The following is a 15160-nucleotide window of genomic DNA, read 5'->3' on the forward strand; positions in this document are numbered from 1 at the left end:
AAGTTATTTAATGTTTATTCCGAATGGAAGCATGGCCTGAACTCCTTTTTGTTTTTGAAGTCTTTTTACCTGCTCAATAAGCATATAATTTTCTTCTCCGATTTCTTCCTTGATAAAAGCTTCTTTTGATTGTGCAAATGGCAGATTGGAAAGAAGGTCATTGAATGTTTTTTCGTATTCAGGATAGTTTTGTGTACTGTACGTTTTGATCTTTGCAATTTTTGCAGCTTCAGCAATAGCATCATTCAAACCTCCAATCTGATCTACTAATCCAATTTTTAAGGCCTCGCTTCCTGACCAGACTCTTCCTTGTGCGATCGAATCTACCTGTGCAAAAGTCATTTTTCGGCCTTCCGCAACATGCGTTACAAAGGTTTTGTAAATATGCTCAACTCCTTCTAAAGTAAAGGCTTTAAATTTTTCGTCAACAGGTACAAACGGACTGTAATTTGCAGAGTTTTCATGTGTTTTTACCTGCTCTGTGTTGATTCCTAATTTATGAGCTAAAGGAGTGAAGTTAGGCAGTACTCCAAAAACACCTATAGAACCTGTAATCGTATTGCTTTCTGCAAAAATTTTGTTGGCGTTGCAGGCAATGTAGTAACCGCCTGATGCGGCATAATTCCCCATAGAAACCACAACCGGTTTTACTTTTTTGGTTATCTCGATTTCTCTCCAGATCAGGTCAGAAGTTAAAGCACTTCCTCCCGGACTGTCTATTCTCAGAACGATTGCTTTTACATCTTCATTTTTGCGCGCCTCCTGTAAAGAACGTCGCATAGAACCTTCACCAATTACATTAACATCTCCTTCGCCGCCTTGTATTTCACCCTGTGCATAAATTATAGCAATTTGATCAGTAGCAGTATTGGTCAGGGCAGTTGTAATGTTGTTTTGAGTGTAATCTAAAATCGAAATTTTATTGTAATCGTCATCTCCCGTTACTTTTAGCGCTTTTTTAATCGCGTTATGGTAAACATCTTCATAAGCAATAACATCTACCAGTTTTTGTGCTTTTGCCATTTCCGGAGTTCTGGCCAGTAATCCATTGGCGATTTCATTTAGTTTCGGCAGCGGAATATTTCTGCTTTTTGAAATATCAGTCGTAACCGTAGTCCAGATGGAGTTTAAAAGAGCAGTTACCTGTTCTCTGTTGGCATCACTCATTTTATTTTCCAGAAAAGGTTCAACGGCACTTTTGTATTTTCCGTGGCGAATCACTTCCATGTGAATACCCGATTTTTCCTGAAAATCTTTGAAGAACATCACCTCGGACGAAAGACCTTTAAAATCTAAATCTCCGGCAGGATTCAAATAAATAGTATTGGCTACAGAATTCAGATAATATTCTTTCTGAGAGTACGTATTGGCATAGGCCCAAACAAACTTTCCTGATTTTTTGAAACTTTCAAGCGCATTTCTCAAATCTTTGTATTGTGCCAGACCTAAAGAAGACTCATCATTTAAAATAGAGATTCCTTTAATGTTATCATCAGTTTTCGCCGCTTCAATAGCATTGATTACATCTGTTAAACCGATGCCTTTTTTATCCGAAAAAACAGTTACCCACGGGTCTTTATATTTTCCGGCATAATCGTTTTGAATTTGTTTTAAATTTAATTCAATAACAGAATCACTTTTCACAGAAACAGCGTCGTCTCCTCCAAAAATTGCTCCAATAAGAATGACCCCAAAAAAGAAGAGGATAATAAATACAAAAATACCAATAACAGTGGCAATTACATTTCCTAAAAACTTCATAAGTATATTTTTTTTAATAAGTATCGAAAAAGGTTGGTTTGTTACAAAAGTAATCTAAAAACAAATTAATTCGAATAGCAAATTGGATGAAATGGTTGTGGCTTCTGCATTTTTAACGCATTAAATTAAAGATAAGATATTTTGTAAGATAAATATAGTTTGAGTTCGGAATATTTTATATTTGAGGAAACCAAATACTTAAATATGAAAGATAAAATAATTTTGTGGAGTCTTTTTTTCTTGGGCTTTTATGCCGGGGCTCAAAAAATGCAAACTAAAAAAGTGGTCGTTGATAAACTGACAAAGCTTCCTCTGGAAAAAGTAAATATTTACAATCAAAAGGACAATTCAATAACGAATGAGGAAGGTGTTTTTTCTTTTATTTCCGATCAGGATGAATTGAATTTTAGTTTGATTGGATATGAAAATCTGAAACTCAGCTTTGCCGAAATAAACAAACAGGATACGATCTTTTTGCAAAGTAAAACCATTGAACTTGATGAAGTAGTGGTGGGAGAAGAAATGGCTATAATGAAAAAAGTATATGCCAAAATGAAAGAGAATTACATATTCGAACCGTACAATGAAAACTTCTTCTTGCGATGTGTCTTGAAACGAAATGATGAATTGGAAAGATTACAGGATATTTATGGTAAAGTATCGAGAAAAAGCATCTTTAAATCAAAAACACAACCGGACAATAAATGTGAAGTTGAGATTTTGAATATGAGGAAAGTCGGAATAAAAGATAAGGCTGATTTTGTGTATTTCGAATTTCAGAGTTTTGAAAAATTATTTGACATAAATGCTATGATCTCTATCAAAACGGAAGATTTCGAACTTACTAAGGAAAAAAATGTAGCCGGTGATTTTTTTAAAATTAGTTTTATCAAAAAGTCAGAAAATACAATTGCACAAAAAACCAGTGGTTATTTTATAATTAATAAGAATGACTATGCTATTGTAGAAACCTATTTTGATCTTTATGATAATGGAGAAAAAGTACCGTTTCAAAAAAAGGACAAAGTAGAATATCGAACCACCAGTTTTAAAACCACTTCAAATTATAAGAAGAGTGCCAGCACCAATAAATATTATTTGAATAATTCAAAATCGGATGTTAGGGTAGAATTACTTGTAAGTGAAAAAAATATAAAAGCGTTTTACGATTATTCGACCAATTTTTTTGTAACCAATAGTTTTATTGCCGAAAAAGCAAAGTCGAATTTGTCGATGGATAAGGATATTTTTAAAGTGAAATTTCCTTACTCAGAACAATTTTGGAAAAGCCAGAACCAACTCCCCTTAACAAGCGATTTAAGTGCTTTTTTGAAGAGGGTTTCAGAAAACAAAGAGAACAAGAAAGAGTTTGAAATAGTTGGAAACTTCTAACTCTTGAATCAAATAATGTAGTTAATTCTAAAATAGTTTTAGTTAATTTGCATTAATTATGAAGTCACAGCATCAAATCGTTTTATCAATAGGCAGCAATCAGGGAAACAGGTTAACAAACATCGAAACGTGTATCGATTTGATACATAAAGAAGTGGGGACTGTAATCAGGGTTTCAAAACTGTATGAAACTCCTGCCTGGGGGTTTGAGAGTGATGCTTTTTATAATTGTGCATTGGTTTTGCATACCTATTTATCGGCGCAAAAAGTATTAAGTCAGGTTCTGAAAGTAGAAAAAAAACTAGGCCGAATCAGATCGGAGCAACAAGGGTATCAGTCCCGAATTATCGATATTGATCTGATTACTTATGATGATGAAATTATTGCGTCCGAAAAATTGCAGATCCCACATCCGTTAATGCAAAACAGAAAGTTTGTTTTGCTTCCTATGCAGGATTTAGGTGTAGACTGGGAACATCCTGTTTTTCAAAAATCCATTACAGAATTAATTGCAGTCTCGCCAGACGATAGTGTTTGTGAAGTAGTTCAGGAATTGAAAAATCCGATACGCGAAATTGCGTTGGAGAACTTCAACTACATTGCTTTTGAAGGAAATATTGGGGCAGGGAAAACCACTTTGGTGCAAAAAATAGCGGAGGATTTTAATGCAAAAATGGTTTTAGAGCGATTTGCCGATAATCCTTTTTTGCCAAAATTTTACAAAGATCAGAACAGGTACGCTTTTCCGTTGGAAATGTCTTTTCTGGCAGACCGTTATCAGCAGTTATCAGATGATCTGGCACAATTTGATTTGTTTAAAGATTTTATTGTAGCCGATTATCATATCTTTAAATCCTTGATTTTTGCTAAAATTACCCTTGCCGAAGACGAGTATCGATTGTATCGAAACTTGTTTGATATTATCTATAAAGAAATGCCAAAACCGGATTTGTATGTTTATTTGTATCAGAATTCTGAAAGGCTGCTGCAAAACATCAAGAAACGCGGACGCAACTACGAACAGAATATTGAGGCAGGTTATCTGGATAAAATCAATAATGGTTATTTAGAATATATTAAATCCCAAACTGATTTAAACGTGCTGATTATTGATGTTTCTGATCGTGATTTCGTGAAAAATCATAAAGATTACCTTTTTATCTTGGACGAAATTCAGAAGAAGATTTTTAATTAGAAAATTAGATAATGGGGGCAATTATCACATTATCTAATTATCTAATTGACACATTGTTTATTCCGGCCAGTTTAATTTCTGAAATAAATCCCAAACCACAATTCCCGCGCTTACGGCAATATTTAAAGAGTGTTTGGTACCTAATTGTGGGATTTCGATACAACCATCACAAAGAGCAACTGCTTCCTGAGCAACTCCGTAAACCTCATTACCAAAAACCAATGCATACTTCTGATTTTTCTCCGTTTTAAAATCCTGAAGGAAAATAGAGCTTTCCACCTGTTCGATGGCAAGCGTCAGTACATTTTCTTTTTTAAGATTTTCGATTACTTCCAATACATTTTCGTGATGTTCCCATGCAACAGTCTCAGTCGCGCCAAGAGCCGTTTTGTGAATTTCTTTATTGGGTGGAGTGGCGGTAATACCACACAGGATTATTTTTTCAATTAAAAATGCATCAGCGGTCCTGAACACAGATCCAATATTGTGCAGACTGCGAATATCATCTAAAACTAAAATCAAAGGAGTTTTGTCTGATTTTTTAAAATCCTCTATTGATTTACGGTCCAGTTCGCTATTTTCAAGTTTTCTCATAGGTTTATTCAGGTCATAAAAAAAGCTTCCAAAGTTAAGGAAGCTTTTTGAATTATTCTATTTTACTTTTTAGATTAGCTTTTTACCGGATCTGGTAAAACAGTACCTTTAATAGTAAGTACTTTTGTTGGTTGTCCTTCAGCATTAGAAGTTACAGTTACAGTTTTTGTAAAAGCACCAACTCTGTCAGTAGCATATTTTACACCAATAATACCTTTAGCACCCGGAGCGATTGGCTCTTTTGGAGTTGTTGGTACTGTACAACCGCAAGATCCAGTTGTGTTTGTGATGATAAGAGGTTTAGTTCCATTGTTTACAAAAACAAATTCACGTTTCCCATCTGCATTATGAGCAATAGTTCCATAATCAATGGTTTCTGTTTCGAAAGCCATTCCTGCACCTTCTACTTTGGCAATTTTTCCTTTTTTATTGCTTTGAGCATTAGAAGCTGTAATTCCAACTACAGCTAACATAGCGATTAAAATTATTTTTTTCATCTTTTTAGAGTCTTTTTTAATTAAGACAAATCTATGTAAAATTCTTATATCTCAACTTAAAAAAAGCTTAAAATATTTTAATTTTTGCACTACTTCGATATTCCTTCAAAATGTCATAAATTCGCTGTCTTAATTTTTTCATTTAAAATACAATAATTTGGCAGCGAAAGAGAAAGTGGTTAAAGAGACACCTTTAATGAAACAATACAATGAAATCAAGAGAAAATATCCTGATGCCTGTTTGCTTTTTAGAGTAGGAGACTTTTATGAAACCTTTGGAGAAGATGCTATTAGGGCCTCAAAAATTCTGGGAATAACATTAACCAAAAGAGGCGCCGGTTCTGATACAGAAACCGCTTTGGCCGGTTTTCCGCATCACTCTGTCAATACGTATTTGCCAAAATTAGTCAAAGCCGGACTTCGTGTGGCGATCTGTGATCAGCTAGAGGATCCAAAAATGACTAAAACTATTGTAAAACGTGGTGTTACTGAATTGGTAACTCCTGGAGTTTCTTTAAACGACGAAGTTTTACAATCCAAATCAAATAACTTTTTAGCATCAGTTTATTTTGCTAACAAAAATATCGGAGTTTCCTTTCTGGATGTTTCTACAGGAGAGTTTTTAACGGCTCAGGGAAATGCAGAGTACATCGACAAATTGCTGCAAAACTTCAACCCGAGTGAGGTTTTGGTTCCGAAACAAAATAAAAGTGACTTTAAAGATGCTTTTGGAGATGATTTTCATAGCTTTTATTTAGAAGACTGGATTTATAAGGAAGATTATGCTCTGGAAACGCTGACGAAGCACTTTCAGACCTCTTCCTTAAAAGGTTTTGGAGTAGAAGAATTAAGAGAAGGAATTATTGCTTCCGGAGCAATTTTGTACTACTTGTCAGAAACGCAGCACAATCGTGTGCAGCATATTACAGCGATTCAGCGTATTGCCGAAGATGCTTATGTCTGGATGGATCGTTTTACCATCAGAAACTTAGAATTGTATCACAGTTATAATCCAAATGCGGTAACGCTTCTGGATGTGATTGACAGAACGCTTTCGCCAATGGGAGGGCGTTTGTTGAAACGCTGGCTGGCTTTGCCTTTGAAAGACAGTGGTAGAATAAAAAGCCGTCATGATGTGGTTTCTTATTTAAGGGCCAATTCAGAGGTTTTGCAAAGTATCCAGTATCAAATCAAGCAAATCTCAGATTTAGAGCGTTTGATTTCTAAAATAGCAACAGGAAAAGTCTCGCCACGTGAGATTGTATATCTGAAAGAATCGTTGGATGCGATTATTCCAATTAAAACCCTGGCACTTGAAAGTCCGCAGGAAGCGGTGAAGGTAATAGGAGATAGTCTGCATGCCTGTGATTTGTTAAGAGAAAAGATTAAAAATACTTTAAATCAGGATGCGCCTGTCGCGGTGGCTAAAGGAAATGCTATTGCAAAAGGAATCAGTGAAGAGCTGGATGATTTGCGTGCTATTTCTACTTCCGGAAAAGAATATTTGGAGGGAATTGAAAAAAGAGAATCGGAGCGTACCGGAATTTCTTCGCTTAAGATCTCGTTCAATAATGTTTTTGGTTACTATATTGAAGTTAGAAATACACACAAAGATAAAGTTCCTGAAGAGTGGATTCGTAAACAGACGCTGGTTAATGCAGAGCGATACATTACCGAGGAATTAAAAGAGTATGAAACTAAAATTCTGGGAGCAGAAGAGAAGATTTACAAGATAGAAACAGAGCTTTTTGAGCAATTGGTGATCTGGATTGGAACTTATATCAAGCCAGTACAGATGAATGCTAATTTGGTGGCACAGCTGGACTGTTTGTGTTCGTTTACACAATTGGCTATAGAGAATCAATATGTATGTCCTGAAATTGATGAAACGTTTGAGTTAGAGATCAAAAACGGACGTCATCCGGTTATTGAAAAGCAATTACCGGTTGGAACGCCTTATATTGCTAATGATGTTTATTTAGACAGAGAGACGCAGCAGCTGATTATGATTACAGGTCCTAACATGTCCGGTAAGTCTGCTATTTTGAGACAAACGGCTTTAATTGTATTGTTGGCTCAAATGGGAAGTTTTGTTCCTGCTGATAGTGTAAGAATGGGAATTGTAGATAAGATTTTTACCAGAGTAGGTGCTTCGGATAATATTTCGATGGGAGAATCTACTTTTATGGTAGAGATGAATGAGACCGCTTCTATTTTGAATAACATCTCAGATCGCAGTTTGGTACTTCTGGATGAAATTGGAAGAGGAACCAGTACATATGACGGGATTTCGATTGCTTGGGCGATTGCCGAATTTTTACACGAACACCCGGGAAGACCTAAGACTTTGTTTGCAACGCATTATCATGAATTGAATGAAATGACAGAATCGTTGCCAAGAATTCAAAATTATAATGTTGCGGTAAAAGAGTTAAAAGACAACGTGCTTTTTATTCGTAAACTGGTAAAAGGAGGAAGTGCTCATAGTTTTGGAATTCATGTAGCAAAAATGGCCGGAATGCCTCAGATTGTAATTTTGAAAGCGCAAAAGATGTTGAAAAAACTGGAGAAAAACCACTCAAGTGAAGCGTTAAATGGTGTAAAGTCTGAAAATGATGAAATGCAGATGAGTTTCTTTAATTTAGACGATCCTTTGCTGGAGGAGATAAAAGAAGAAATTTTGGGGCTTGATATTAATGCGATCACACCGGTTGAAGCATTGATGAAACTCAATGAGATTAAAAGAATGTTAGTACGAAAATAAATTTCATATTTAAAGTTTAGGTTATCAGAAAGTTATAAAATAAGTAGATTTTTTTTTCAAAAAACGCTTGTGTAATTGAATAAATGTCCTAAATTTGCACTCGCAATACAGAACAAATCAAGTGTTGCAGTTCTTAATTAGAATTTGAAATGCGAAAATAGCTCAGTTGGTAGAGCGCGACCTTGCCAAGGTCGAGGTCGCGGGTTCGAGCCCCGTTTTTCGCTCTATATCATCTAATGCTCGGATGGTGAAATTGGTAGACACGCTGGACTTAAAATCCAGTGAACAGCAATGTTCGTGCGGGTTCAAGTCCCGCTCTGAGTACTAAAGCCTCTTCTTTTGAAGAGGCTTTTTTTATGGTGTAAATCCAGAAGTTTTAAAATAAATCTGCGAAGCAGATTTATTTTAGAGAATCTAAGAATCTAAGAATCTAAGAATCTAAGAATCTAAGAATCTAAGAATCTAAGAATCTAAGAATCTAAGAATCTAAGAATCTAAGAATCTAAGAATCTAAGAATCTAAGAATCTAAGAATCTAAGAATCTAAGAATCTAAGAATCTAAGAATCTAAGAATCTGAAATCAATAATCTAAAATTTAAAATCTAAAATAATAATATGGGTGCCTTTGTAATTAGTAAACGTTTTAATGATGAATATAAATTCGTATTTACTTCGAGAAAGGGCAAGGTGATATTTACGAGTCTTAGTTATGAATTGAGGTTTGAGTGCGAAGAAGATATCGAGAAGTTTAAGGTGAATATTGAGATAGCTCGGTTTTTAAAGTTTAAAGGAGCTGGGGGAAGGTATTTTTTTAAATTGATGTTGGGAGAGCTTCATTTTGCTACAAGTCGAAAATACACAACGGAATTGCTTTTGCAGAAAGGAATCAAGGAAATTGTGACTTATGCTTCTAGAGCTGAGATTTTGGATTTTTCCTCAAGTGAATCTATTTTTGAAGATGAAGTTGTGGGTGAGGAAGTGGAAGTGGAGGATTAGGAAATAAAAGAGTGTCTTTTGTTTTCTAGGTTTTGGTAATTGTATAAAGGCCTGGTGAGTTTTGAAGACTTATCAGGTCTTTTTTTATAGTGTGTGTTGTGGTTTTGTTGATTATAAGGCATAAAAAAAAGCTATCTGCAAAGAGATAGCTTTTTATTTTTTTGAGTAATTTAGAATTACTTTTTAGCAGGAGCAGCAGCTTCTTCAACTTTTGCAGCAGCAGAGTCAACTTTTGCAGCAGCAGAATCAACAGTTGCAGCAGCAGAATCAACTACAGCAGCAGCAGAATCAACAGCAACAGCAGTAGAATCTACAGCTTCAGTAGCTGCAGCGTCAGCTTTTTTACAAGATACAACAGTTAAAACAGCAACAACAGCTAAACTTAAAAATACTTTTTTCATCTTACTTTATTATAAAAGGTTAATTATTAATTCGTGGCAAAGATATAAATTTTTTAATATGTAAAATATTTTTTTATTTTTTTTTTAAAATATTTTCATTGCTCACGATTATCTTATTTATCAAACAATGTGCCAAATTAATAATAATATGTTAAATTATGGTATATTTTGTCTAAATTATTTTTTATTGAAGATTCAATAAGAGAATTGGGGGTTTTTACACTCTTGGTTGCAGTTTGTTTTGTGTTTTTTAGAATATTAGGTAGTGCTGAAAAAAAACAAAAGAGCTTAAATAGGCCCTTTTGTGTGTAATGTTGTTTCTGAATCACGTGCGATTCGTATAAAAAGGTTACGCGACGATATTCATGATGCTGTTTGTAGCTCCTTTATTGTTCTGAATATACGATTTGCAAATTTGACTCTTTTCTTCTAAAAACGCTTTGTCCTGAAGCAAACGATCAAGAGTTTGCTTTAATTCCTGATTGTTCGAGATGACAAGGCATCCTTTAAGGGCGACCAGTTCAACTGCTTCGGCAAAATTCGAGTAGTTGGGACCAATTACAATTGGAATTCCAAAAGTAGCAGGTTCTAATATATTATGGATTCCGGGATTTCCAAATCCGCCGCCAACATAAGCAATTGTCCCGTAACTGTAAATTTTAGTCAGTAATCCAATAGTGTCTATAATAAAGACATTGTAACTAGATAAATCTGCATTTTCTTTTTCAGAGAATAATATTGTTGATTTAGTAATTTGCGCTTTCAGGCTTGCGATCTGATCGCTCTTAATGTTGTGAGGTGCAATGATGAATTTTACATCTTCGGATGCCTGGTTGATGTATTCTGCTAATAATACTTCATCTTTAGGCCAAGAGCTGCCTATAATGATGGTTGGGGTATTGTTTTTGAATTTTTCGATAAAATCCAAAGTGTTGTCTCTTTCTAAAATAGCATTTACACGATCAAAACGAGTGTCTCCTGAAACAATAACATTGTCAAAGCCGATACTCTTTATTTTTTCTTTTGAATTTTCGTTCTGAACAAAAAAGTAAGTGAATGCTTTTAATGCTTTTCTGTAAAAACCGCCGTACCATTTAAAAAACATCTGATTGTCTCTGAAAATTCCGGAAATTAAATAGGTCGGGGTTTGGCTTTTCTCTAATTCATTTAAGTAATTCAGCCAAAATTCATATTTTATGAAAAATGCCAACTCAGGATGAGCAAGCTTTAAGAATTTCTTGGCGTTGCTTTTGGTGTCCAGTGGAAGGTACAGTGTAACAGCTGCAGTAGTATTGTTTTTTCGGACTTCGTAGCCTGAGGGAGAGAAAAAGGTAACGATGATTTTGTGCGCAGGGTATTTTTCTTTGATTTTTTCGATTACCGGCAGGCCTTGTTCGTATTCGCCAAGCGAGGCCGAATGAAACCAGATGGTTTTATCTGAAGACTTTATCTTTTCTTCAAGAATCGTGAAAACATTTTTACGACCTTCGACAAAAAGCTTAATTTTCGGACTAAAAAGTGCTACAATTTTCAGAAAAAAGCCAGCAATAGAAATAACTAAATTATAGAGAAAAAGCATCTGTTTGTTTTTGTGGCTAAATTACGGTTCTTTCGATTATTTTCATTGGTTTGAAGGTATTAAATAACTATTTTTGTTCCTCCTTTTAGAGACGCTGAATGAAATGCAAGTCTTTAATTTTAAAATATATTGAAAATGAAAAAAATTCAAATGGTTGACCTAAAAAGTCAATACGAAAAAATAAAAACTACAGTTGATGCCTCTATTCAGGAGGTCTTGGATACCAATACTTACATAAATGGCCCTTTAGTACACCAGTTTCAAAAAAATCTGGAAGACTATCTGGGAGCAAAACACGTGATTCCGTGTGCAAACGGAACCGATGCTTTGCAAATTGCCATGATGGGATTAGATTTGAAACCGGGCGATGAGGTAATTACGGCCGATTTTACTTTTGCAGCTACTGTTGAGGTAATTGCTTTGCTACAATTGACGCCGGTTTTAGTAGATGTTGATGTCGTAAATATGAACATCGATATTGAAGCGCTTAAAAAAGCAATTACACCAAAAACAAAAGCAATTGTTCCGGTACATTTATTTGGACGTGCAGCAAACATGGATGCTATCATGGAAATTGCTGCCGAACATAATTTATATGTAATCGAAGACAATGCGCAGGCAATTGGAGCAGATTATATTTCTAAATCAGGAGCAAAAAGCAAAGTTGGAGTAATTGGTCATGTAGCGGCAACTTCATTTTTCCCGTCTAAAAATTTAGGCTGTTATGGAGATGGAGGAGCAATTTTTACAAACGATGATAAACTAGCGCACATCATTCGCGGGATCGTAAATCACGGAATGTACGAGCGTTACCACCATGATGTTGTAGGAGTGAATTCACGTTTGGATAGTATTCAGGCCGGAGTTCTGAATGCAAAATTACCATTGTTAGACGAGTACAATGCAGCACGCCGTTTAGCGGCAACAAAATACAATGCAGCTTTTGCCGGAAATACACATATTATTACACCTGAATTTGATGCAAGTCAAAATGATCATGTTTTTCATCAATATGTATTGAGAATTATTGATGCAGATCGTAATGCTTTGATGCAGTATTTATTGGATAAGGGAATTCCGTGTGCGATTTATTATCCGATTCCTTTGCATTCACAAAAAGCTTATGCTGATTCTCGTTACAAAGAAGAGCAGTTTCCAGTGACCAACCAATTGGTAAAGGAAGTAATTGCTTTGCCAATGCATACAGAACTGGATGATGAGCAAATTAAATTTATAACCGATTCTGTTTTGGAATTTTTGAATAAATAATAAAGATTAAACCAAATAAACAACAGCACAAAATAACCACAAAATGAAAGTATTAGTAACAGGAGGATTAGGATTTATTGGTTCTCACACCGTTGTAGAATTGCAAAATGAAGGTTTTGAAGTAGTCATTATTGACAACCTTTCCAATTCTACAGAAGATGTTTTAAAAGGGATTACGTCCATTACAGGAAAAACACCTTTGTTCGAAAAGTTGGATTTAAGAGAAAAAGCGTCGGTTCGGGAATTTTTTAAAAAGCATAACGATGTTACCGGAGTAATTCATTTTGCGGCTTCAAAAGCAGTTGGTGAAAGTGTTGAAAATCCATTGTTGTATTACGAAAACAACATTGCGTCATTGGTGTATTTATTACAGGAATTGCAGCAAAAACCTGAAGCGAGTTTTATTTTTAGCTCATCTTGTACCGTTTATGGTCAGGCCGAAAAAATGCCAATTACTGAAGATGCTCCGGTACAGGCGGCGATTTCTCCTTACGGAAATACGAAACAGATAGGAGAAGAAATTATTACGGATACCGCTAAAGTAACCAATATCAGTGCAATTTTACTGCGTTATTTTAACCCGGTTGGAGCTCATGCAACGACTGAAATTGGCGAGTTACCAATTGGTGTTCCTCAAAATTTAGTACCTTTCATTACGCAAACAGGTGTAGGATTGCGTCAGGAATTATCGGTTTTTGGAGATGATTATCCAACTCCTGATGGTACGGCAGTTCGTGATTATATTCACGTAGTAGATTTGGCAAAAGCGCACGTAATTGCCTTACAGCGTTTGTTGGCTAAAAAGAATTTACAAAAAGTAGAAACTTTCAATCTAGGAACCGGAAAAGGAAGTTCGGTTTTAGAAGTGATTCATAGTTTCGAAAAAGTAAGCGATAAAAAATTACCTTATAAAATTATGCCGCGTCGTGAAGGCGATATTACAGAAGCTTACGCAAATACAGATAAAGCAAATAATGTTTTAGGCTGGAAAGCCCAATTAAGCTTAGACGAAGCCATGGCAAGTGCCTGGAAATGGGAACAGAAAGTTCGTTCTTAATTTTTTTCAGACGAAAATAAAATATAAGAAAAATCCCAAATAATCTGAAAAATTATTTGGGCTTTTTGTTTTTGGCTTAATTTATTTTTTAAATTTGTAGGAATAAATTGTAGGAATTATGCAAAAGAAAAAAGAAGAAGTTAGAGCTAGCGAGGTGGAAGAGCCTGCTGTAGAATATGAAGTTCAAAAATCTAAATTTAAAGGAATTGATCAGGAAACTTTTGATTTTGATGCCGAGTTTGCAAAAGGACTGACTTCAGAGGAATTTAAAGCTGAAATGTTTAAGAGAATTCAAGCTTATCCGTGGAAAAAGTAATTTTTGAAAAAGAAGTTCTTGACTATTTTGATGATTTAGTTTTTGCACTTTTTAAAGAGGAGTATTTTGGTTTTCCTGAATCAGCTCAGAATTATGTAGATAAGATAGTTGTTTTATTATTTCAGATATTTCGAGTTTTCCTCACAAGAAAACATCAAAATTACTCCAATATTTAGGTTCAAATTATATTTTTTACAAACCCAATGCCAAACCAACCTGGTATATCTTCTTTGAAAAAAGAAATCAAAATTATTTGATAACCGGAATTGTAAATAATTACAGTGCAGAAGCAAAAGGGTTATAAAAAACAAAATCCTCATAAACAATCTTGTTCATGAGGATTTTTTTATGGAGTGAGTAACTGAAAACTGTTACTGAGACTAAATACTAATTATGCATTCGCAGTAATCGCTTCTTTGTCAATTTTGTTGATCAAACCTGCTAACACTTTTCCCGGACCAACTTCAGTGAATAAAGTAGCGCCGTCAGCGATCATTTGCTGAACAGATTGTGTCCATTTTACTGGAGCAGTCAATTGTATGATTAAGTTCTTTTTGATTTCGTTTGCATCCGAAACAGCATTTGCGGTTACGTTTTGGTAAACCGGACAAACAGGAGTTGAGAATGTAGTGGCTTCAATTGCAGCAGCTAATTCTTCTCTTGCTGGTTCCATCATCGGAGAGTGAAATGCTCCTCCAACAGGTAAAATTAAAGCACGTTTTGCGCCGGCAGCTTTCATGGCTTCGCAAGCTTTTTCAACAGCTGAAGTTTCTCCAGAAATTACCAATTGTCCCGGACAGTTGTAATTTGCCGCAACAACTATTCCGTCAATAGAAGCACAAACTTCTTCTACAATATTATCAGCTAAACCTAAAACCGCAGCCATTGTTGATGGAGTGATTTCACAAGCTTTTTGCATAGCTAAAGCACGTTGAGAAACTAATTTAAGACCGTCTTCAAAAGACAAAGTTCCGTTGGCAACCAAGGCTGAAAATTCTCCTAAAGAATGTCCTGCAACCATTTCTGGTTTAAAATCGTCTCCTAAAGTTTTAGCTAAAATAACGGAATGTAAAAATACCGCAGGCTGTGTAACTTTAGTTTCTTTTAGTTCTTCGGCAGTACCTTCGAACATGATATCTGTAATTCTAAAACCTAAAATTTCATTAGCTTTTTCGAACAATTCTTTGGCTAAAGCCGATGTTTCATATAAGTCCTTGCCCATTCCTGTAAATTGTGCGCCCTGACCCGGAAATACGTATGCTTTCATTTGTCTAATTTAAAGATTGAATTTTTTTGAATTGAAAATTAGTTTCAATTGAAAGGCAAAAGTAGCATTTTT

13 protein-coding genes and 2 tRNA genes are annotated in these 15160 nt (G+C 35.1%); 9 read left to right on the forward strand and 6 right to left on the reverse strand.

Going from position 1 to position 15160, the window contains the following annotated elements; all coding sequences use genetic code 11:
* Positions 1–3 precede the first annotated feature (3 nt).
* Entirely contained in the window at positions 4–1761 is a 1758-nt protein-coding gene (gene sppA, locus M4I44_RS08545; protein ID WP_017497756.1) for a signal peptide peptidase SppA, read from the reverse strand.
* Positions 1762–1965: 204 nt separating this feature from the next.
* Here sppA and M4I44_RS08550 point away from each other — a divergent pair, with 204 nt between their 5' ends.
* Together M4I44_RS08550 and folK are read left to right on the forward strand one after the other, a co-directional pair.
* The gene (locus tag M4I44_RS08550; protein WP_249967045.1) at positions 1966–3153 is read left to right on the forward strand and encodes a carboxypeptidase-like regulatory domain-containing protein; all 1188 of its coding nucleotides are present in this window, start codon (positions 1966–1968) and stop codon (positions 3151–3153) included.
* Positions 3154–3211: 58 nt separating this feature from the next.
* Positions 3212–4348, forward strand: coding sequence for a 2-amino-4-hydroxy-6-hydroxymethyldihydropteridine diphosphokinase (folK, locus tag M4I44_RS08555; RefSeq protein ID WP_249967046.1), 1137 nt, complete (start codon positions 3212–3214; stop codon positions 4346–4348).
* 57 nt (positions 4349–4405) lie between these two features.
* On the opposite strand, the gene M4I44_RS08560 is transcribed toward folK, so the two are convergent.
* Complete coding sequence (locus M4I44_RS08560) at positions 4406–4942, reverse strand: RNA methyltransferase (protein ID WP_249967047.1); 537 nt, start codon at positions 4940–4942, stop codon at positions 4406–4408.
* 74 nt (positions 4943–5016) lie between these two features.
* A complete protein-coding gene (locus tag M4I44_RS08565) occupies positions 5017–5439 on the reverse strand; it encodes a DUF1573 domain-containing protein (RefSeq protein ID WP_017497760.1) in 423 nt (140 codons plus the stop codon).
* Positions 5440–5596: 157 nt separating this feature from the next.
* On the opposite strand from M4I44_RS08565, the gene mutS reads away from it, so the two are divergent.
* The 4 genes from mutS to M4I44_RS08585 all read left to right on the forward strand — a co-directional run bounded on the left by mutS (position 5597) and on the right by M4I44_RS08585 (position 9199).
* The gene (mutS, locus tag M4I44_RS08570; protein WP_017497761.1) at positions 5597–8203 is read left to right on the forward strand and encodes a DNA mismatch repair protein MutS; all 2607 of its coding nucleotides are present in this window, start codon (positions 5597–5599) and stop codon (positions 8201–8203) included.
* Between the two features lie 151 nt (positions 8204–8354).
* Positions 8355–8427: transfer RNA gene (locus tag M4I44_RS08575), tRNA-Gly, on the forward strand.
* Positions 8428–8441: 14 nt separating this feature from the next.
* Positions 8442–8527: transfer RNA gene (locus M4I44_RS08580), tRNA-Leu, on the forward strand.
* 291 nt (positions 8528–8818) lie between these two features.
* Positions 8819–9199, forward strand: coding sequence for a hypothetical protein (locus tag M4I44_RS08585; protein ID WP_017497762.1), 381 nt, complete (start codon positions 8819–8821; stop codon positions 9197–9199).
* A gap of 176 nt (positions 9200–9375) precedes the next feature.
* Here M4I44_RS08585 and M4I44_RS08590 read toward each other — a convergent pair whose 3' ends face one another.
* The gene (locus M4I44_RS08590; protein ID WP_017497763.1) at positions 9376–9600 is read right to left on the reverse strand and encodes a hypothetical protein; all 225 of its coding nucleotides are present in this window, start codon (positions 9598–9600) and stop codon (positions 9376–9378) included.
* A gap of 349 nt (positions 9601–9949) precedes the next feature.
* Positions 9950–11179, reverse strand: a complete 1230-nt coding sequence (locus tag M4I44_RS08595; protein ID WP_249967048.1) for a 3-deoxy-D-manno-octulosonic acid transferase — start codon at positions 11177–11179, stop codon at positions 9950–9952.
* Between the two features lie 135 nt (positions 11180–11314).
* On the opposite strand from M4I44_RS08595, the gene M4I44_RS08600 reads away from it, so the two are divergent.
* From M4I44_RS08600 to M4I44_RS08610, 3 genes are all read left to right on the forward strand, one after another.
* Entirely contained in the window at positions 11315–12448 is a 1134-nt protein-coding gene (locus M4I44_RS08600) for a DegT/DnrJ/EryC1/StrS aminotransferase family protein (RefSeq protein WP_249967049.1), read from the forward strand.
* Between the two features lie 43 nt (positions 12449–12491).
* A complete protein-coding gene (gene galE, locus M4I44_RS08605; protein ID WP_017497766.1) occupies positions 12492–13505 on the forward strand; it encodes a UDP-glucose 4-epimerase GalE in 1014 nt (337 codons plus the stop codon).
* A gap of 118 nt (positions 13506–13623) precedes the next feature.
* On the forward strand, positions 13624–13821 hold the full coding sequence (locus M4I44_RS08610; protein ID WP_249967050.1) for a hypothetical protein: 198 nt from the start codon (positions 13624–13626) through the stop codon (positions 13819–13821).
* A gap of 391 nt (positions 13822–14212) precedes the next feature.
* Here M4I44_RS08610 and fabD read toward each other — a convergent pair whose 3' ends face one another.
* Positions 14213–15088, reverse strand: coding sequence for an ACP S-malonyltransferase (gene fabD / locus M4I44_RS08615; protein ID WP_249967051.1), 876 nt, complete (start codon positions 15086–15088; stop codon positions 14213–14215).
* Positions 15089–15160: the final 72 nt, after the last annotated feature.

The sequence above is a fragment of the Flavobacterium sp. B183 genome, from assembly GCF_023539155.1.
GTDB classification, from domain to species: Bacteria; Bacteroidota; Bacteroidia; order Flavobacteriales; family Flavobacteriaceae; genus Flavobacterium; species Flavobacterium tructae.

Bases quoted from the DNA above. Each gene is read 5' to 3' on its own strand.
- galE (WP_017497766.1), top strand. From the start codon at position 12,492: ATGAAAGTATTAGTAACAGGAGGATTAGGATTTATTGGTTCTCACACC.
- M4I44_RS08595 (WP_249967048.1), bottom strand. From the start codon at position 11,179: ATGCTTTTTCTCTATAATTTAGTTATTTCTATTGCTGGCTTTTTTCTG.
- sppA (WP_017497756.1), bottom strand. From the start codon at position 1,761: ATGAAGTTTTTAGGAAATGTAATTGCCACTGTTATTGGTATTTTTGTA.
- M4I44_RS08550 (WP_249967045.1), top strand. From the start codon at position 1,966: ATGAAAGATAAAATAATTTTGTGGAGTCTTTTTTTCTTGGGCTTTTAT.
- M4I44_RS08565 (WP_017497760.1), bottom strand. From the start codon at position 5,439: ATGAAAAAAATAATTTTAATCGCTATGTTAGCTGTAGTTGGAATTACA.
- M4I44_RS08585 (WP_017497762.1), top strand. From the start codon at position 8,819: ATGGGTGCCTTTGTAATTAGTAAACGTTTTAATGATGAATATAAATTC.
- M4I44_RS08560 (WP_249967047.1), bottom strand. From the start codon at position 4,942: ATGAGAAAACTTGAAAATAGCGAACTGGACCGTAAATCAATAGAGGAT.
- M4I44_RS08590 (WP_017497763.1), bottom strand. From the start codon at position 9,600: ATGAAAAAAGTATTTTTAAGTTTAGCTGTTGTTGCTGTTTTAACTGTT.
- M4I44_RS08600 (WP_249967049.1), top strand. From the start codon at position 11,315: ATGAAAAAAATTCAAATGGTTGACCTAAAAAGTCAATACGAAAAAATA.
- M4I44_RS08610 (WP_249967050.1), top strand. From the start codon at position 13,624: ATGCAAAAGAAAAAAGAAGAAGTTAGAGCTAGCGAGGTGGAAGAGCCT.
- folK (WP_249967046.1), top strand. From the start codon at position 3,212: ATGAAGTCACAGCATCAAATCGTTTTATCAATAGGCAGCAATCAGGGA.
- fabD (WP_249967051.1), bottom strand. From the start codon at position 15,088: ATGAAAGCATACGTATTTCCGGGTCAGGGCGCACAATTTACAGGAATG.